The organism is Gordonia sp. NPDC057258 (genome assembly GCF_042668985.1).
In the GTDB taxonomy this organism is placed as follows: domain Bacteria; phylum Actinomycetota; class Actinomycetes; order Mycobacteriales; family Mycobacteriaceae; genus Gordonia; species Gordonia hongkongensis.
The window spans coordinates 94,158-112,555 of record NZ_JBHUXZ010000004.1 but is presented as its reverse complement, the minus strand read 5'-3'; the positions used below and the strand labels follow the sequence as shown (position 1 = coordinate 112,555).

General features: G+C 67.5%; 15 protein-coding genes and 1 pseudogene. 7 read left to right on the top strand and 9 right to left on the bottom strand.

Annotation, left to right across the window (positions count from 1 at the left end):
- Positions 1–53: 53 nt before the first annotated feature.
- The gene (fadD8, locus tag ACFUEJ_RS04945; RefSeq protein WP_058253926.1) at positions 54–1,700 is read right to left on the bottom strand and encodes a fatty-acid--CoA ligase FadD8; all 1,647 of its coding nucleotides are present in this window, start codon (positions 1,698–1,700) and stop codon (positions 54–56) included.
- A 169-nt stretch (positions 1,701–1,869) separates the two neighbouring features.
- Between fadD8 and ACFUEJ_RS04940 the strand changes: the two genes are divergently transcribed.
- On the top strand, positions 1,870–2,526 hold the full coding sequence (locus ACFUEJ_RS04940; RefSeq protein WP_065629767.1) for a GNAT family N-acetyltransferase: 657 nt from the start codon (positions 1,870–1,872) through the stop codon (positions 2,524–2,526).
- 74 nt (positions 2,527–2,600) lie between these two features.
- On the opposite strand, the gene ACFUEJ_RS04935 is transcribed toward ACFUEJ_RS04940, so the two are convergent.
- Genes ACFUEJ_RS04935 through ACFUEJ_RS04925 form a run of 3 tightly spaced genes read right to left on the bottom strand, consistent with a single transcriptional unit; the run spans position 2,601 to position 4,714 of the window.
- Positions 2,601–2,981 (bottom strand): hypothetical protein, encoded by a 381-nt coding sequence (locus tag ACFUEJ_RS04935; protein WP_065629768.1) that lies wholly within the window; start codon positions 2,979–2,981, stop codon positions 2,601–2,603.
- The gene (locus ACFUEJ_RS04930) at positions 2,978–3,874 is read right to left on the bottom strand and encodes an SDR family oxidoreductase (RefSeq protein ID WP_065629769.1); all 897 of its coding nucleotides are present in this window, start codon (positions 3,872–3,874) and stop codon (positions 2,978–2,980) included. Before ACFUEJ_RS04930 ends, ACFUEJ_RS04935 begins: the two co-directional genes overlap by 4 nt.
- A 51-nt stretch (positions 3,875–3,925) precedes the next feature.
- Positions 3,926–4,714, bottom strand: coding sequence for an SDR family oxidoreductase (locus ACFUEJ_RS04925; protein ID WP_137810457.1), 789 nt, complete (start codon positions 4,712–4,714; stop codon positions 3,926–3,928).
- Positions 4,715–4,805: 91 nt separating this feature from the next.
- Here ACFUEJ_RS04925 and echA20 point away from each other — a divergent pair, with 91 nt between their 5' ends.
- From echA20 to ACFUEJ_RS04895, 6 genes and pseudogenes are all read left to right on the top strand, one after another.
- Positions 4,806–5,591 (top strand): (7aS)-7a-methyl-1,5-dioxo-2,3,5,6,7,7a-hexahydro-1H-indene-carboxyl-CoA hydrolase, encoded by a 786-nt coding sequence (gene echA20 / locus ACFUEJ_RS04920; RefSeq protein ID WP_388027873.1) that lies wholly within the window; start codon positions 4,806–4,808, stop codon positions 5,589–5,591.
- Between the two features lies 1 nt (position 5,592).
- On the top strand, positions 5,593–6,486 hold the full coding sequence (locus tag ACFUEJ_RS04915) for a CoA transferase subunit A (RefSeq protein WP_137810459.1): 894 nt from the start codon (positions 5,593–5,595) through the stop codon (positions 6,484–6,486).
- Positions 6,483–7,274: a CoA-transferase subunit beta gene (locus tag ACFUEJ_RS04910; protein WP_078113609.1), complete on the top strand. Its 792-nt coding sequence runs from the start codon at positions 6,483–6,485 to the stop codon at positions 7,272–7,274. Before ACFUEJ_RS04915 ends, ACFUEJ_RS04910 begins: the two co-directional genes overlap by 4 nt.
- Complete coding sequence (locus tag ACFUEJ_RS04905; protein ID WP_205333804.1) at positions 7,271–8,383, top strand: nitronate monooxygenase family protein; 1,113 nt, start codon at positions 7,271–7,273, stop codon at positions 8,381–8,383. Before ACFUEJ_RS04910 ends, ACFUEJ_RS04905 begins: the two co-directional genes overlap by 4 nt.
- 143 nt (positions 8,384–8,526) lie before the next feature.
- Positions 8,527–9,327, top strand: coding sequence for an ABC transporter ATP-binding protein (locus tag ACFUEJ_RS04900; RefSeq protein WP_388027869.1), 801 nt, complete (start codon positions 8,527–8,529; stop codon positions 9,325–9,327).
- 267 nt (positions 9,328–9,594) lie between these two features.
- A pseudogene (locus tag ACFUEJ_RS04895) lies at positions 9,595–10,828 on the top strand (DUF222 domain-containing protein).
- Between the two features lie 224 nt (positions 10,829–11,052).
- Here the strand turns inward: ACFUEJ_RS04895 and ACFUEJ_RS04890 are convergent.
- From ACFUEJ_RS04890 to ACFUEJ_RS04870, 5 genes are all read right to left on the bottom strand, one after another.
- Entirely contained in the window at positions 11,053–12,789 is a 1,737-nt protein-coding gene (locus ACFUEJ_RS04890; protein ID WP_058249911.1) for an ABC transporter ATP-binding protein, read from the bottom strand.
- A complete protein-coding gene (locus ACFUEJ_RS04885) occupies positions 12,786–14,690 on the bottom strand; it encodes an ABC transporter ATP-binding protein (protein ID WP_226513979.1) in 1,905 nt (634 codons plus the stop codon). Before ACFUEJ_RS04885 ends, ACFUEJ_RS04890 begins: the two co-directional genes overlap by 4 nt.
- A 61-nt stretch (positions 14,691–14,751) precedes the next feature.
- Positions 14,752–15,399 (bottom strand): TetR/AcrR family transcriptional regulator, encoded by a 648-nt coding sequence (locus ACFUEJ_RS04880; protein WP_068971993.1) that lies wholly within the window; start codon positions 15,397–15,399, stop codon positions 14,752–14,754.
- Positions 15,400–15,486: 87 nt separating this feature from the next.
- Entirely contained in the window at positions 15,487–17,016 is a 1,530-nt protein-coding gene (locus tag ACFUEJ_RS04875) for an aldehyde dehydrogenase family protein (RefSeq protein WP_068971976.1), read from the bottom strand.
- 188 nt (positions 17,017–17,204) lie between these two features.
- A complete protein-coding gene (locus tag ACFUEJ_RS04870) occupies positions 17,205–18,362 on the bottom strand; it encodes an acetyl-CoA C-acetyltransferase (RefSeq protein WP_058249908.1) in 1,158 nt (385 codons plus the stop codon).
- Positions 18,363–18,398 lie beyond the last annotated feature (36 nt).

Below are 18,398 nucleotides of genomic sequence, written 5' to 3'. Positions count from 1 at the left end.
ACCTCAGGGGGCAATGGTTATGTCGTTCTTTCGGATCAGGGAGCAGAGGGGATCTAGCCGACGCCGCGGTCGGAGTCGGCCCAGTACTGGGACCGCAGCGCCTTCTTGTCCGGCTTGCCGAGCGCGGTCAGTGGCAGGGCATCGGCGAAGATCACCCGCTTGGGTGACTGCACCGCACCCTTGCGGTCTTTCACGGACTGCTGGATCTCGGCGGTGATCCGGTCCTTCGCCGCGTCGTCGGCGTCGGCATCGTTGCGCAGCACCACGATCGCGGTGACCGCCTCGCCCCACTTGTCGTCCGGGACACCGATCACGCCGACCTGACCCACTGCCGGGTGTTCGGCGACGACGTCCTCGACCTCGCGCGGGAACACATTGAAGCCACCGGTGACGATCATGTCCTTGGTGCGGTCGACGATGAACCAGAATCCGTCCTCGTCCTCGCGGGCCACGTCGCCGGTGCGCAGCCAGCCGTCGCGGAAGGTGTCCGCGGTCTGTTCGGGGAGGCCCAGGTACCCGCCGGCGAGAAGTGGTCCCGCGACGCAGATCTCGCCGGGTTCGCCCTGCGGGACGGGCTTGTCGTCGGGCCCGAGCAGGGCGGTACGCAGGAAGGCCGACGGCCGTCCGCAGCTGCTCAGCCGACGCTGGTCCTCACCGGGACCCGGATGGTCACCCTTCGCCAGGTAACTGATGACCATCGGCGCCTCGGACTGGCCGTAGTACTGCGCGAAGATCGGCCCGAAGCGCTCGATCGCCTCGGCGAGCCGGACCGGATTGATCGGCGACGCACCGTAGTACACAGTCTCCAGCGAGGACAGGTCGCGCGTCTTCGAGTCCGGGTGGTCCATCAGTGCGTACAGCATCGACGGCACCAGCATCGTCGCGGTGATCTTCTGCTCCTCGATCGTGCGCAGCACCTCGGCCGGGTCGAACTTGGACAGCACCACCATCGATCCGCCCTTCATGAGGGTCGGGACGAAGAAAGCGGCACCCGCGTGCGAGAGGGGCGTGCAGAGCAGGAACCGCGGGTGTTCGGGCCATTCCCATTCCGCGAGCTGGATCTGCGTCATCGTCGACATCGCGCGGGCTGTCCCGATGACGCCCTTCGGCTTGCCGGTGGTGCCGCCGGTGTAGGTGATGGAGACGACGTGGTCGGGTGAGAGATGCGCGGCGACAAGGGGCTTCGGCTCGAAGTTGTCGGCTTCGGCGATCACGTCCCGCGCGTGGGCGGCGAGTTGCTCCGGCACCGGCCCGAGGGTCAGCACCTGCTTGAGACCGGGAACCCGTTCGAGCAGTGCCGCGGCCCGCTCGACGAACATGGGCACCGGGTCGATGATGAGAGTCGACACGCCGGCGTCCGAGAGCACGTACGCGTGGTCGTCGAGTGAGCCCAGGGGATGCAGAGCGGTGCGGCGCCATCCCTGCGTCTGGCCGGCGCCGATCACGAACAGCACCTCGGGCCGATTCAGCGCAAGTAGGCCGACCGCGGTTCCCGTACCAGCACCCAACCCCTCGAACGCCTGGATGTAGCGGCTGATCGACGCCGCCATCTCACCGCCGGTCATCTCGGTGTCGCCGAGAGACAGCACGGTGCGGTCGGCGTGCCGCCGCAGCGCCGCGACCATCAGGTCGCCCATGTGCGTGCCCCCGCGCAGGTGATCGAAGTCGGCCGGTGCTGTCGTCGTACCCTCGTTCGTCATGACCACCAGACTAGGACGTGTTACAGCTCTAGGGAAGAATCTCCACCAAAACAGGCAGACCCAACGGTAGAACTTGTTCTAGATTTGCATTTCCGAGACGTCGTCCGACCCCCTGCGCACGCGCCGGATGTCCCCCACATGGGAACCACCGGTGACCTAGGATCGAGTCATGACTGATCTCGACCTCGCCACCACCCGGCGTGACATCGCCGACGCCCTGCTGACCGCCCTCGAGCGCCGCCACGAGGTCCTCGATGCCATCGTCGACGCCGAGAATCACGACGAGGCCGTCACCGCGATCGTCGACCTGCTCGGCAAATCCAAGCTCGGCGCCGAGGCCATCCTCGACATGAAGCTCGACCAGCTCACCAAGGACGACCGCCGCAAGAACCAGGCCGAACTCGACAACCTCAACAGCGCCCTCACCTTCACGCTCGCCGAACGTCCGGCCAGCAGTGGGGACACCCTTGATCTCCGTCCGTTCGACCCGTCCGCCGACGCCGAACTGTTCTCGGCGCGCACCAACGAGATCGGCACCGCCGGCGACGGTTCGGGCGCTCCCGCCGGCGATGTCGCGGCCGAGATCGATGCCGCCACCGCCCGGGTCGACGCCGAGGAAGCCGTCTGGCTGGTCGCCGTCGAAGGCGAGTCGAAGGTCGGCTTCGTGTTCGGCGAACTGAAGGACGGCGAGATCGACCTGCGCATCTGGATCCACCCGCAGTTCCGCAAGTCGGGGTACGGCACCGCAGCGCTACGCAAGTCCCGTTCGGAGATGGCGGCGTACTTCCCCGGCGTGCCGATGGTCGTCCGCGCGCCCAGCGCCTGACGGTCCACCTACAGTCGACGAACCCACCAGCCGTTCGGGGTGGTGGGTTCGTCTGTTGGTGGCGTGCCGGACGGTCAGGTCCGTTGGGGCCGCGGGAGGCCGAAGTGGGCGACGATCGCGCGGATCCGGTTGTCCTCGTCGACCACGAAGGTCTCGGACACGGTGGCACCCAGCCGAAGGGTCTTGGGTCGGACGTGGACGATGTAGCGCGTGGTGACGCTGTGCCCGTCCACCGTGGCGGTGAAGTCCGAGATCCGGTGGATGAGGCGGAATTGCGGGCCACGCGCGAGGCTGCGGGCGATGTGGTCGCCGTCGCGCCCGGTCCGCACACCGAACTCCACGCGGGTGCAGTCCGGGTGCAGGACGACCGACGACGGATCGTGACTCACCAAGGCGTCCACATAAGCGCGCGCCGCGGCGATCCGCTCGGCCGAGGGATCTCGGGGCGAGGTCATCGCGCGCCGTACACGGGCATCGGCACCGGCGCCTTGGCCAGGATCTCCTCGATCACCGGGCCGAGCTCGCCGGCCTCCCACCGAGAGCCCTTGTCCCGCTCGATGCTTCGCTGCCATCCATCGGTGATCGAGATCTTGCCGCCCTCGACTTCGAACACCCGGCCGGTCACCGAGCCCGCCGCGGGCGAACCCAGCCAGACCACGAGGGGCGAGACGTTCGCCGGATCCATCGTGTCGAAGGAACCGTCGGCGGGCGCCGCCATCTGAGCGGCCATCGCCTCACCGGCACCCATGGTCATCTGGGTACGGGCGGCCGGAGCGATCGCGTTCACGGTCACACCATACGACCCCAGTTCCGCGGCCGCCTGGATCGTCAGAGCCGCGATGCCGGCCTTCGCCGCGACGTAGTTGCCCTGCCCCACCGAACCGTACAGTCCCGCACCGGAACTCGTGTTGATGATGCGCGCCTGCGGAACGTCGCCGGCCTTCGCCTGGGCACGCCAGTGCGCGGCTGCGTGCCGCAGACCGACGAAGTGCCCTTTGAGATGTACGCGGACGACCGCATCCCACTCGTCCTCCGACAGCGAGACCAGCATCCGGTCGCGCACGAAACCCGCGTTGTTGACCAGTACGTCGAGGCGTCCGAACGCGGAGAGTGCGGTCTCGACCATGGCCGCACCCGAATCCCAGTCCGCGACGTCGCCCACCGACGCGACTGCCTGCCCGCCGGCGGCGACGATTTCGTCGACGACCTCACTCGCGGGGTCCTCGGCGTAGTCGTTGACGACGACCTTCGCGCCGTCGGCGGCGAACGCGAGGGCGTGGGCGCGTCCGATGCCCTGGCCGGCACCGGTCACGATGACGACACGACCCTCATTCAACTTGCTGGTCACTGATGTTCTTCCTTTCCGAAGTGTCTGCGGCCCCGAACCGCACACCGGGTCTCAGACTGCGTTACCGGCCGTGGCGGCGTCGAGGAATGCCGGCTTCTCGCCACCGCCGTGGACGGTCAGCGTCGACCCGGTGATGTAACCGGCAAGCGGTGACAAGAGAAAGGCGACCGCGTTGCCGACATCGGCGGGCGTGGCCATCCGCCCCATCGGGATGGTCTCGCCGACGGCTGCCACACCGGCGTCGTCCCCGTAGTGCAGGTGGGACTGTTCGGTGACGACCGGGCCGGCCACGACCGAGTTCACCCGAACCCGCGGCGCCCACTCGACGGCGAGCGAGCTCATCAGGTTGTCGAGTCCGGCCTTCGCCGCACCGTAGGCCGAGGTGCCGGGTGACGGCCGGTGGCCGCTCACGCTCGAGATGTTCACGATGGCACCACCATCGGACTGCGTCTGCATCACCGCGTTGGCCGCGCGGGCCACGGCCAGCGGGGCCAGCAGATTGAGGTCGACGATCTTGCTCGCGAACCGGGCCGACGCGTCGGCGGCCAACGCGAACGGGGAGCCGCCGGCATTGTTCACGACACCGTCGATGCGTCCGGCCCGCCCGATGATGTCGTCCATCATCGCCACGACCGCATCCGCGTCGCGGACATCGCAGGACACGAAGTCGAGATCGCGGAGGTCGTCGGCGAGATTGTCGGCGTTGCGACCACAGATCACCGGACGGGCGCCGAGCGAACCCAGGACGCGGGTGATCCCGGCACCCACCCCGCGCGCCCCGCCCGTGACCAGGATGACCTTCCCGACCAGGCCCAGCTCGACCTGTGACTGCGTCTGCATGGGTGCTACCCTACCAAACAACCAAGCACTTGCTTGGTGCGCTTCCGCAGTCCCCTCGGACTGTCCGGACCGCCCCATGAGAGGAGCCCGCGTGCCGATCACCACGACACGTTCCGATACCGGGATCGTGACCATCACCGTCGACTATCCGCCGGTCAACGCGCTGCCATCGGCCGCATGGTTCGAACTCGGCGACGCCATCACCGCCGCCGGCCGGGACCCCTCCACCCACGTGGTGGTGCTCCGCGCAGAGGGTCGGGGCTTCAACGCGGGCGTCGACATCAAGGAGATGCAGGCGACCGACGGCTTCGACGCCCTGATCGGCGCCAACCGCGGATGCGCCGCCGCCTTCAGCGCCGTCTACGACTGCGCCGTGCCCGTCGTCGTCGCCGTCAACGGGTTCTGCGTGGGCGGCGGCATCGGCCTCGTCGGGAACGCCGACGTCATCGTGGCCTCCGACGACGCCGTCTTCGGACTACCCGAGGTGGACCGCGGAGCACTCGGCGCCGCAACCCATCTCGCGCGGCTCGTGCCACAGCACATGATGCGCACCCTCTACTTCACCGCCAAGAACGTCACCGCCCAGCAACTCGAGCACTTCGGTTCGGTCTACCGGGTCGTGCCCCGCGAGGACCTGCTCGACGCGGCACTCGAGGTCGCAGAGGCCATCGCCGCCAAAGACACTCGCGTGATCCGCGCGGCGAAGGAGGCGATCAACAACATCGACCCCGTCGATGTCAAGGCGAGTTACCGCCTCGAGCAGGGGTACACCTTCGAGTTGAACCTGGCCGGCGTCGCCGATGAGCACCGCGACGCGTTCGTGTCGACCGGCAAGCCACTTGCCGCGAATTCCGCCTCGGATGGAGGACGTGCCTGACATGCCCACCGACAAGACAAGCACTTTCGACGACGTCATCGCCGAGCTACGCGACGGCATGACCATCGGCATCGGCGGATGGGGTTCGCGCCGCAAGCCGATGGCGTTGGTCCGTGCGCTCGCCCGCTCCGACGTCAAGGACCTCACCGTGGTGACCTACGGTGGCCCCGACCTCGGATTGCTCTGCGCGGCAGGGAAGGTGCGCCGCGCGTACTACGGCTTCGTCTCCCTCGACTCGGCCCCGTTCTACGATCCGTGGTTCGCCAAGGCGCGCACCAACGGCGAGATCGAGGTACGCGAGATGGACGAGGGCATGGTGAAATGCGGCCTCGAAGCGGCCGCCGCACGCGTGCCGTTCCTGCCCATTCGTGCCGGCCTCGGCTCGGACGTCCTCAACTTCTGGGAGGGTGAGCTGAAGACCGTCACCTCGCCCTATCCCGACGCCGACGGCCGGACGCAGACGCTGGTGGCCATGCCGGCACTGAAGCTCGACGCCGCATTCGTGCACCTGGATCTGGCCGATGCCCACGGCAATGCCGCCTACACCGGGGTCGACCCGTACTTCGACGACCTCTACTGCGCGGCTGCCGAACGACGCTATCTCGAGGCCGATCAGATCGTCTCCACCGAGGTGCTCGTCAAAACCGTTCCGCACCAGCGCCTTCTGCTCAACCGCATGGCCGTGGACCGGGTCGTCCACGCGCCCAACGGTGCGCACTTCACGTTCGCCGGTGACTACGGGCGCGACGAGAAGTTCCAGCAGTTCTATGTGGCGTCGGCGAAGGAGCCCGAGACCTGGGACGCGTTCTCGCGCCGATTCCTCCAGGTCGACGAACAGACCTACCAGCGAGAAGTGACCGCCTGGCAGGACGAGCAGAAGGAGACCGGACAGTGAGCACCGCCGAAACCGCGACCACGCCCGGTGAATCGTCCGGTACGGATGAACCCACCCGCGCCGAGTACTGCGTGATCTCCTGCGCCGACATCTTCGCCGGCGCCGGCGAGATCATGGCCTCGCCCATGGCGCCCACTCCCCTGCTCGGCGCCCGGCTCGCGCGTCTCACCACCGAACCCGACCTGCTGATCACCGACGGCGAGGCGCTGATCCTCGCCGACACCCCGCCGATCGGGAAGACCGGGCCGATCGAGGGGTGGATGCCGTTCCGCAAGGTGTTCGACGTCGTGGCATCGGGTCGGCGCCATGTTGTCATGGGCGCCAACCAGATCGACCGGCACGGCAACCAGAACCTGTCGGCGTTCGGTCCGTTGCAGCACCCCACTCGCCAGATGTTCGGTGTGCGTGGCGCGCCCGGCAACACCATCAACCACCCCACCAGCTACTGGGTGGCCCGCCACACCGCGCGCGTCTTCGGCGAGTCCGTCGACATCGTGTCGGGCGTCGGTTTCGACAAGGTCGATCCGGAGAACCCGGCCTTCGACGACCTGAACATCCATCGCGTGGTCACCAACCTCGGCGTCTTCGACTTCGGCGGACCAGGCCACACCATGCGGGCCCTGTCCCTGCATCCCGGGGTCGGCGCCGACGAGGTCGCCGAGAACACCGGCTTCGAGGTCGAAGGCCTTGCCGACGCACCCGAAACGCGCCGGCCGACGGCAGAGGAGCTCGGTCTGATCCGGGACGTCCTCGACCCGAAGGGCGTCCGCAACAAGGAAGTCCGATGAGCAGTCCCACCAGCGCACAACCGAGTCCCGCGCGCGCCGCCGGACTGTCGACGTCGTTCACCGAGCTCGTCGGCATCGAGTACCCGATCGTCCAGACCGGCATGGGATGGGTGTCCGGACCGTCGCTGACCTCGGCAACCTCGAACGCCGGCGGGCTGGGCATCCTGGCGTCGGCCACGATGACGTTCGCGGAACTCGAGGCGGCCATCGCGAAGACGAAATCGTTGACGGACAAGCCATTCGGTGTGAACATGCGTGCCGACGCGACCGATGCCCCCGAACGCATCGACCTGTTGATCCGAGAGGGCGTCAAGGTCGCCTCCTTCGCGCTGGCCCCGAAACCCGAACTGATCGCGAAGCTCAAGGACAACGGCATCGTCGTGATCCCGTCGATCGGTGCGGCCAAACATGCCGTCAAGGTCGCCTCGTGGGGTGCCGACGCAGTGATCGTCCAGGGCGGCGAGGGCGGTGGTCACACCGGACCGGTCGCCACCACCCTGCTGCTGCCGTCGGTGCTGGATGCGCTGTCCGCCAAGGGGATCGACATGCCGGTGGTCGCCGCGGGCGGGTTCTTCGACGGCCGTGGGCTCGCCGCCGCACTCGCCTACGGGGCTCAGGGTGTGGCCATGGGCACCCGGTTCCTGCTGACGTCGGACAGTGCCGTGCCCGACTCCGTCAAGCAGGCGTACCTCGCCCGCGGTCTCGGCGACACCGTTGTCTCGGTCAAGGTCGACGGCATGCCGCACCGCGTGTTGCGTACCCCGCTGGTAGAGGCGCTCGAGAGCGGGAGCCCGGCCCGGGCCCTCGTCGCCGCGGCCCGCAATGCCAACGAGTTCAAGCAGATGACCGGCATGCGCTGGACGACGATGCTCAAAGACGGGCGCACGATGAAGAAGTCGGGCGAACGCACGTGGCAGCAGGTCATCATGGCGGGCAACACCCCCATGCTGCTCAAGGCCGGCCTCGTCGAAGGTGACACCCGCGCCGGCGTGCTCGCCTCCGGCCAGGTCGTCGGCATGATCGACGACCTGCCCAGCTGTGACGAGTTGATCCAGTCCATCATGACCCAGGCGCACGAACGGCTGAAGGCTCTCGGGTCGTTGGGCTAGGGGCCGCGGCCGCCGGGCCTTCGAGGCTCGTCGCTTGCGCTCCTCACACCTCAGGCAGCGCAGGGCGGCCCGTCACCCCCCTCCCCCTGAGGAGGCCCGGAGCTTGCGGAGGGCCGTCACGAAGGGTCCGGTACCTTCGGACCGTGACGACCCCGGAAGTCCTGCGCCTCGATTCGGTCGACTTCGTGCGGCAGTCCCGCGCGATCCTCGCCGACATCGACCTCACCGTCCACGCCGGCGAGCGGTGGGCGCTCATCGGCCCGAACGGCGCCGGCAAGTCGACGATCCTGAGCCTGTGTGGCGCGGAACAGCATCCGACGCGCGGGACCGTCCATGTCCTCGGACACCAACTGGGGCGCGTCGAGACCCGGAAGCTGCGTGAGTCCATCGGCCACGTCAATCCGCGGCATCCGCTGCGGTCGCCGCTGTCGATCCGCGAGGTCGTGCTGACCGGTGCGACGGGCACGACCGAATTGATGGACCACCGGGAACCCGCACCGGAGACACTGGCCCGTGCCGACGAACTGATCGAGATGCTCGGCCTGAGCGCGCTCGCGTCGGCGCCGTGGACGAACCTGTCGCAGGGCGAGCGCGGCCGGACACTGATCGCCCGCGCGTTGCTGTCGGATCCTCGACTCCTGCTGCTCGACGAGCCGTCGACCGGCCTCGATGTGGCTGCCCGCGAGCGTCTTCTGCAGACCGTCGACCGGCTGCACCGGACACATCCCGATCTCGCGACGGTGCTCGTCACCCATCACCTCGAGGAACTCCCCGAGACGACCACGCATGCCGTGCTGGTGACCGGCGGCCGGATCCTCGCCGCGGGGCCGGTTCACGACATTCTCACCACAGCCCTGGTGACCGAGTGCTTCGACTACCCGATCGAGATCGCCCACGACGAAGGGCGGTGGTCGGCGCGGGGCGTCGCGACCACTTCTCCCTGAACTCAAGCACCGCGAGTGGTCCCCAGTGCGAAGGCCGCCGGCGACGAGATGGCCCCCTGCAGATTTCGTGCGCTCCGAGGTCGGTGGCGAACCCGGGCCCTCTTGTCGGCCAGCCGCTGTGTGACTGGTGGGGTGTCTGTTCACCACGGTTCACTGCGGTTCACCATCGGGACGTGTGTGACAGTGACTGTGGAACAACCATTTTCGACGAAATCGGGGTTGTGGAGAAATCTCGTCGTCGAACGTTCTGGCGAGTACCTTGGTGTCATGACCCCGATCACCGAGCTCCGCGACACCCTCATTGGTCTACAATTTCCACCCGACGACGGGAGTGGTCGAGCGACTCGACGAACTACGCGTGCTGCGCAACGTCCTCGATCACCAGATCGCCGTCCACATCGCCCTGTTGGAGGATTCGGGGGCACCGGCGCGAGCAGGGTCGACGACCCGATCCTGGCTTATCGAGATGGGCCTACCCCCGACGGCCGCGCACCGCGGTGCACGGATCGCCACCGGACTGGGATCGTTGCCGAAAGTCGCCGACTGCGCCGCCGACGGATATCTGTCTGTTGAGTGTGTTGATGCGATGGTCCGCGGTATCGCGTTCATCGACAAACAGGCAGCGACTGCGTTGTCCAGCGACGACCTATCGGCGTTCGAAAGCGAGCTGCTCGCGCAGGCCTTCTCCGGGGCCACCCCCGCCGAGATCAACACTCACGCCCGGAGCATCGCCACGCGGGTCGCCGATGACGATCCGCACGCGGTCGCGGCAGCCGATGATGCGTCGCTGAACACCTTGCACACCAGAGTGACCGACGAAGGCCGGGTCGCGATCACCGGCGATGTGACGGCGGTGATCGGCGAGAAGTTCCTGGCGATGATCGACGAACGCTCCTGTCCGCGTCCCGAACCCGACGGGGCCGACGACCGCCGTGATGTCGGGCAGCGTCGTGCGGACGGGTTGGAGCTACTGCTCGATCAGGCCGCGATCGGTGCGGCGATGACCACCGCAGGTGCACCCCGCACTCAGGTAGTGGTGACCATCCCCGCTGATGGTGTGGGCCCGGCGATTCTGCCGTGGGTGGGCGCGGTCACGGCATCGACGGCACGTCGGTTGTCGTGTGACGGCGGGGTCGCCGAGATCGTCCTCGACGACGAGGGGGTGCCGCTACGGATGGGGACGACGAAGCGGTTATTCCCGCATCATCTGCGTCAGGCGATCGTCGTGCGGGATGTGTGTTGCGTGAAATGCGGTGCACCAGCGGCGCATACGCAGGTGCATCATCTGGTGCCATGGGCTGACGGCGGACCGACTGATCTGGACAACGGATGTCTACTGTGTCAGCGCTGTCATACCCAGGTGCATCATCATGGGTGGGAGGTGATGATGGGCCCTGATCGTCATCCGTGGTTGATCCCACCGGCCGATATCGACCCGCGGCGTCTACCTCGGCCGGCTTACAACCGGCGCACCATGCGCCTGGACGACGCCCTCGTCTGACCTCACCCCGCCCCCACCAGACCCTCCGGCGTCGACACCGACCGACGCCACACGACCTTTGACAACTCCACAGCGTTCAACAAGCCCTGGCCGCCGGGGTCTGGTGGCGAAAATCTCTTGCGCGTTGCGCAATTTCGCTCCGAGATCCCGGTGGGCGGGGGGCGATCGGTCTCGGAACGAGGTCGACAGGTCCAGCCCGCTCTCACCGCCTCGGAAGGGCGCGCCTAAGCCGACGGCGTCAGCGTCCAGCCGGCAGCTGCGGTCCGCTGGTTCCAGAACTCGGTGTATCGCCCACCGCGGGTGAGCAGTTCGTCGTGGGTGCCGATGTCGTCGACGCCGCCCTGATCGTCGAGCACGACGATCTGGTCGGCGGCGATCACGGTGGACAGCTTGTGCGCGATGACCAGCACCGTGCTGCAGTCGGCGAGCCGGCGGATGGATTCCGCGACGTGGGACTCGTTCTCGGGATCGAGAGCGCTGGTCGCCTCGTCGAACAGCACGATCGGCGCGTCCTTCAGCAGGGCGCGTGCGATCGAGACTCGTTGCCGCTCACCGCCGGACAGGGCCGAACCGCCCTCACCGACGACGGTCTGCCAGCCATCGGGCAGCCGGTCGACGATCGAGGTGACCCCCGCGGTCTCGGCGGCTGCTCGGATCTCGTCGTCGGTCGCATCTGGCCGTCCGAGTTTGATGTTCTCCCACAGGGTGTCGTCGAAGAGGTAGACGTCCTGGAACACCTGGGACAACTGGCCCATGAGTGCACCGGTCTCCTGCTCCCGCACGTCGACGCCGCCGACCTTCACGACGCCGCCGTCGACGTCGTAGAACCGTGCGATGAGACGGAAGATCGTCGACTTACCCGACCCCGACGGGCCGACGAGTGCAGTCATCGTGCCGGGGCGGGCTCGCAGGGACACATCGCGCAGGACCTGCGCGCCGGTCTCGTACCCGAAAGCGACACCGTCGAGTTCGACAGCACCCGGTTCGGTGATCGGCGTGGGTTGATCGGGGGTGGGCATCCGGTCGGTGTCGAGCACCCCGGTGATGCGGTTGATCTCGTCGGTGGACATGCGCAGCGTCGAACCGAGTTCGGCGAGTTCGCCGATCGGGCCGAAGAAGCGGGCCGCGAGGCCGAAGACGGCGATCAGCAGGGCCGGCTCGATGTGGCCCGCCACGGCCAGCCCCGCGCCGAGCGCGAGCACGGCACTGAAGACGACCTGCACCGACAGTCCGTTCAGCAGGATGCCGAGGATCGAGCGCCAGAGCATCGACTTGCCCACGCGTGCTTGTTGTCCGAGTGCGTCGGCGAGCGGCTTGTGCGCGGAGTCCGAGTCGCCGAAGGCCCGCAGCACCGCCTGGCAGCGGGCGAACTCCAGGACCCGGTTGTTGACCTTGACGGCCTCGGCACGCTTACGGCCCTCGGACTTCGCGAGGAACGAACTCGACAGCTTGCCGACGTACATCAGCAGCAGCGTCCCTGCGACCATCAGAAGACCGATGCGCCAGTCGAAGAAGCAGATACCGATGACGACCACGACGGAGCTCACCATGTTGACGACGACCGGGGTGATGTAGTGCGCGCCGGTACTGCCCACGAACATCGTTCCCTTGACCGCGATCTGGGAGACGTCACCGACGCGGTCGCGGGTGAACCAGCCGAGCGGCAGCGTGACCATGTGATCGCCGAGACGGTGGTGCAGCATGCGCATCGCGTAGAGCGCCATCGTCATGCCCTTGAGCGACTGCACGTAGGCACTGACCGCACAGATGGCGACCAGAACGGCCAACGGCCACAACCACATCGCGGCGGCGGAGAGGTCACCGGTCAGCAGGTGTTCGACGATCGGGACCAGGGTCAGCATCGCCAGCCCCTGCGCGACGCCGTAGACGACCACCCAGGTCAGGAAGACGACCATCCGGGCACGTTCGGAACCCAGGATCGTATAGAAACCGCGGATCATCGTGCCGCCTCGCTGCTCGTGACCGCGCCCCGCGCGATCTCCTCGTCCTGCCTGGTGGTCCCGGCCTCGTAGGAGGCCCACATCGACGCGTACAACCCGCCGCGGGCAACCAGTTCGTCCTGCCGGCCCTGTTCGACGACCCGACCCCGATCCAGGACGACGATGTTGTCCGCGTGCGTGATCGAGCCCAGACGGTGCGCGATGACGAGCACCGTGCGCCCGACCATCAACGCGCCGATGGCCTGCTGGATCTGCGCCTCCGACTCCGGGTCGGCGAAGGCGGTGGCCTCGTCGAGGACGAGGATCGGGGTGTCGGCGAGCAGGGCCCGCGCGATCGAGACACGTTGCGCCTCACCGCCGGAGAAGTGCGCCCCGTCGCCGACCACGGTGTCGTAACCGTCGGGCAGCTCCAGGATGCGGTCGTGGATCTGGGCGGCGCGGGCGGCGTCATAGACCTGCTCGTCACTCGCGTCCGGACGGCCGAGCCGGATGTTGTCGCGCACCGACATCGTCAGCAGCTGCACGTCCTGGAGCACGAACCCGACGTGGCGATAGAGCTCGGTGGGCGCGATGTCGCGGACATCGACCCCACCGATGCGCACCGCACCGGAGTCGGGATCGCCGAAGCGGGGCAGCAGCGTCGCAAGCGTCGACTTACCGCTTCCCGACGGCCCGACGAGAGCGGTCACGGTTCCCTCGGCCAGTTCGACACTGACCCCGTCGAGCGCCTTCACCCCGGACGGGACACCGAGGCGCGGCGGGTAGGTGAAGTGCACGTTCTCGATCCGCACATCGTGCCCGGCGGGCACCTGGGGGTTCTCCGGAACCGTCAGCTCTGGTTCGGCGAGCAGCGAGGCGATACGCAGGGCGGCGGCCGAGGCCTGCTGACGGGTGTGGACCGCGGTCGAGACCGTGAGCAGCGCGGTCGGCAACACCATCGCGATCAGCGTCGACCCGACGAGCTCGATCGGCTGGACCCACCCGTTGTCGACGAGCCAGTACCCGACGCCGAGGTTGACCAGCAGGATCAGCGGCGCGCTGATCAGGACGGTGGTGACCGCCTGTACGCGGAGCATCGGCCCCATGTAGCCGGCGAAGTCGTCGTTGAACTCGTCGGCGGCATCGACGAACCGCCGGTGTGCCTTGCCGGTCTGCCCGAAGGTCTTCACGACGGCGACGCCCGAGATGAACTCGACGATCGTGGCGCTGATCCGCGCGACGCCCTTGTCCATCTTCTCCATCTCGGTCGTCAGGTCACGAGCCATGTAGGAGTACGTCAGCGCGTACAGCGGCACCGTCGCGATCGCGAGCAGCCCCAGGCGCCAGTCCAGGTAGAAGCAGTAGATCAGCGCGAAGATCGGCGACAGCATCGCGGCCGTGGCCTCGACGGTCGCGTGCGCGACGAGATAGTGCAGGTCGGCGACATCGTTCTGCACCGACTTGCGGACCGCACCCGAGCTGGTCCGGCTGAACCACCCCAGCGGCAGCCGACCCAGCTTGTCCGCGATGCGGATTCGAAGTTGCGCCTGGAGATCGAGATCGGCGAAGTGGGTGATCGCGAGCGCGAGGAAGCTGAAGGCGGCGCGAGCGCCGAGCCCACCGACCACCAGCCACACGACCATCCAGACGCGCCCGGAATCGACCGGTCCCGGTTCGAGCAGGATGCGCCCGAGTTCGACGATCCCGATGAACGGCACCACCGTGGCGGCGGAGGCGAAGACCTGGACGAACTGGGCGAGCAGCGTGCGCTTCTTCACCGGGGCCAGGACGTCGGCGAGGGCAGCGGCTTTCGCCTTGGACTCGGATCTGGCCTGAGCGCGCGCGGCTTTCGGATCGTCGGGTTCGACGTCGACGTCGGAGACTGGTGCCGGCGCGGCCACATCGGTTCCGCCAATTGTCATACGCGCACAATAACGGCCAGACGCTGGGAAAGGAAAGCTACCCTAACTTCGACGCGCGTGGTCAGCGCGGCAGGATGCCGTCGAGGACCACCGACAGGTACTGATCGGCGATCGAGTCGACCGTCATCGAGCCCCCGGGCCGATACCACCGCACGGCGACCCACACGGTGTCGCGCATGAAGCGGTAGACGAGTTCGACGTCGAGATCGGCCCGGAATTCCCCGTTTTCGACGCCGCGCTGCAGCACCGACTGCCACAACTGCCGGAACTCGACGTTCAGTTCGGAGATATAGGCGAAACGTTCCTGGCCCGAGAGACGCTTCGCCTCGTCCTGGTAGATCGCGACCGCGTTGCGTTCGGCATCGATGGACTCGAACGACGCGATGACGAGCCCCCGCAGGGTCTCGGTCGCCGACTTGCTCGACGCCGCGATCTGCCGGTAGCGAGCGAACAGGTCGTCGAGGAAACCCCGCAGGATCTCGTCGACCATCGACTCCTTCGAGTCGAAATGGTGATACAGACTCCCAGAGAGGATTCCCGCCGCGTCGGCGATGTCCCGGACCGTCGTCGAGCGCAGCCCTTGCTCGGCGAACATGCGCCCGGCGGTCGCCAACAACTCGTCCCGGCGCGACGAACGAGTCGGCGCGTCGGCGGCACTCGCAGCGGTCCGTCCGTTCGCGTCGATCCTGGTCTGACCTCGTGGTGACAAGCGCATCCTCCTGGAAGAGTCTGCGCTCACCCTAGCAAGCGCTTGGCCGGGACCGTCGGACGACGATCCCGGCCAAGACGACCGATGTTATGCGCCGAGGCGCTTGCGCACCTTCTTCATGGCGCGGTTGTTGAAGAACTTCCACAGCTTGAGCTGGTTGTTGGTCAGCCTGGTGTCCTTGGGCAGGAACGGCGGCGACATCATCTCGGCTACGCTGACCGGCAGCGTCGAGAACGCGACGGCCCGAGCATGGCTGAAGGTCTCGAAACCGGTGCGGCCGTGATACCCGCCCATTCCGCTGTTACCGACGCCGGCGAACGGCAGTTCGCCACTGAACAGGTGGATGGCGAAGTCGTTGCCGTTGATCGAACCACTGCGGGTGTTGTCGGCCAGCTTCTGGAACCGCTCGTTCTGATCGCCGCACCAGTACATGGTCAGCGGATGCGGGTGCGAGCCGATCTGGCTGATGACCTCGGACAGGTCGCGGTAGGGGTACACGGTCAGCACCGGACCGAAGACCTCGTCCTCCTCGATCTTCATGCCCGCCTTGACACCGGTGAGCAGCGTCGGCGGGATCTTGCGGCGTTCGGCGTCCGGTAGGGGTTCGCCGCCGGGGATCACCTGACGCTTGGTGGCGCCGAGCTGCTCTGCGTCGTCGATGAGCCCGAGGATCCGCTCGTAGTTCTTCTGGTTGATCGTCGACGTGAACTGCTCGTTGTCGATGATCGTCGGGAAGTTCTCGGTCCACCGCGCGACGACCTTGTCGGTGAACTCACCGAGCTTGGCCTCGGGAACGAAGACGTAGTCCGGGCACAGGCACACCTGGCCGCCGTTGACCATGCGGGCGTCGGCGAGCATCGTCGCGGCCTTGTCGATGTCGGCGTCGACGTCGACGACGGCCGGGTTCTTGCCGCCGAGTTCGAGGGTGACCGGGATCAGGTTCTTCGCGGCTTCCTGGGCCACCGAGGCGCCCACACCGGGCGAGCCGGTGAAGAACATGTGGTCGACCTTGAGTTTGGCGAAATCCGATCCGGAGCCGTGCTTGGAGGTGGCGATCGCCAACTCCTCGATCGAGAAGTAGTTCGGTGCGTGCTTGGCGATCACGTCGGTGGTCTTCGCGGTCACCGACGACGGTCGCATGATGACCCGGTTACCGGCGGCGAACGCCGAACCCGCGGGCACGACCGTCAGCTGCAGCGGGAAGTTCCACGGTCCCATGATGCCGACGACGCCCAGCGGGTCGTGGCGGATGCTCTGCTTGTACCCGAGCAGGCCCTGCACCTTCGCGACCTTGGACTCGGCCATCCACTCCTTGACCCCGCGACGCTGGTGGGCGAGGTCGATCATGCAGCCGGCCACATCGGCGGCGAGCGAGAGCTCGCGCGGGCGGGCACCGAAGTCCTCGGCCAGCGCGGCGGCGATCTCGTCGGCGTTGTCGAGGAGCAGGGCTGCAAGCCGCGTGATGCGGTCGATGCGCGTGTCGGCGTCGGGGATCCCGTCGCGCAGGAACGCCGCGCGCTGGATCTCGACCAGTTCGGTCAAACTATGCGCTTCCGACGAGACGCCACGCGTCGCGCCGGTGGCGCCGGTGCTGGTGTGCTCAGCAGGCTTGGTCATCGAGATCCCCTCAGCTAGGTCGTGCTTGCACCTGACGTGCGGCGGTTGGAACGAAATGGTCCGCGTGTGCCACACAATAGTATGCGCCAGATCACACCCGTATGTGGGCACGCCTGTTGTCAGAATGGTACGGCCTCGAGAGGGGAACGTCGAGGGGTGAACTCCGGCTCTAGTAGCAGAGGGGTCGCTCAGCCGAGCCGCTCGATGATCGTGACGTTGGCGGTCCCGCCGCCCTCGCACATCGTCTGGAGTCCGTAGCGGCCGCCGGTGCGCTCGAGTTCGTTGAGGAGGGTCGCGAACAGCTTGGCGCCGGTGGCGCCGAGGGGGTGACCGAGTGCGATGGCGCCACCGTTGGGGTTGACCTTCGCCGGGTCCGCGCCGGTCTCCTTGAGCCACGCGAGCACGACCGGCGCGAACGCCTCGTTGATCTCGACGACGTCGATGTCGTCGATGGACATGCCGGTCTTGTCGAGGGCGTACTTGGTGGCCGGGATGGGTGCGGAGAGCATCATCACGGGGTCGTCGCCGCGCACGGACAGGTGGTGGATGCGGGCCCGCGGTGTCAGGTTGTGTTCCTTCAGCGCGCGTTCGGAGACGACGAGGGTCGCCGACGACCCGTCGGCGATCTGCGAGGCGACGGCCGCGGTGAGCCGGGAACCGTCGGCGAGGACCTGCAGGCCGGCCATCTTCTCCATCGAGGTCTCGCGCGGGCATTCGTCGACGACGCAGTCACCGAGGGCGACGTTCTCGTTGTCGAACTTGCCGTCGGCGATCGCGGCCCGGGCCCGCTCGTGCGACTGCAGCGCCCAGCGTTCCATGTCCTCGCGACTGATGTCCCACTTCTTCGCCATCATGTCGGCGCCGAGGAACTGCGAGATCTGCGCGTCGCCGAAACGTTCCTGCCAGCCGGCGGATTCGGCGGTGGGCGTGGTGAATCCGAACTCCTTGCCGGAGATCATCGCCTGCGAGATCGGGATGGCGCTCATGTTCTGCAGGCCACCGGCGACGACGATGTCCTGGGTTCCGCTCATGATGCCCTGCGCGGCGAAGTGGATGGCCTGCTGGCTGGACCCGCACTGCCGGTCGACGGTGGTGCCGGGCACCTCGAGCGGGAGACCGGCTGCCAGCCAGGCGGTCCGGGCGACGTTGCCGGCCTGGCCACCGATGGTGTCGAGACAGCCGAACACCACGTCGTCGACGGCCGCCGGGTCGATGCCGGTGCGCTCGACGAGGGCGGAGATGATGTGGGCGCCGAGGTCGGCGGGGTGGGTCTTGGCCAGTGAGCCGTTGCGCTTGCCGACCGGGGTGCGGACGGCGTCGACGATGTAGGCCTGGGGTGTGGTCATGGTCGGTGCTCCTTGGTTCGGTGGAAGTCGTTGTCC

Coding starts and splice junctions, on each gene's coding strand:
- fadD8 (WP_058253926.1), bottom strand. CDS start 1,700: ATGACGAACGAGGGTACGACGACAGCACCGGCCGACTTCGATCACCTG.
- ACFUEJ_RS04940 (WP_065629767.1), top strand. CDS start 1,870: ATGACTGATCTCGACCTCGCCACCACCCGGCGTGACATCGCCGACGCC.
- ACFUEJ_RS04935 (WP_065629768.1), bottom strand. CDS start 2,981: ATGACCTCGCCCCGAGATCCCTCGGCCGAGCGGATCGCCGCGGCGCGC.
- ACFUEJ_RS04925 (WP_137810457.1), bottom strand. CDS start 4,714: ATGCAGACGCAGTCACAGGTCGAGCTGGGCCTGGTCGGGAAGGTCATC.
- ACFUEJ_RS04915 (WP_137810459.1), top strand. CDS start 5,593: ATGCCCACCGACAAGACAAGCACTTTCGACGACGTCATCGCCGAGCTA.
- ACFUEJ_RS04905 (WP_205333804.1), top strand. CDS start 7,271: ATGAGCAGTCCCACCAGCGCACAACCGAGTCCCGCGCGCGCCGCCGGA.
- ACFUEJ_RS04890 (WP_058249911.1), bottom strand. CDS start 12,789: ATGATCCGCGGTTTCTATACGATCCTGGGTTCCGAACGTGCCCGGATG.
- ACFUEJ_RS04885 (WP_226513979.1), bottom strand. CDS start 14,690: ATGACAATTGGCGGAACCGATGTGGCCGCGCCGGCACCAGTCTCCGAC.
- ACFUEJ_RS04875 (WP_068971976.1), bottom strand. CDS start 17,016: ATGACCAAGCCTGCTGAGCACACCAGCACCGGCGCCACCGGCGCGACG.
- ACFUEJ_RS04870 (WP_058249908.1), bottom strand. CDS start 18,362: ATGACCACACCCCAGGCCTACATCGTCGACGCCGTCCGCACCCCGGTC.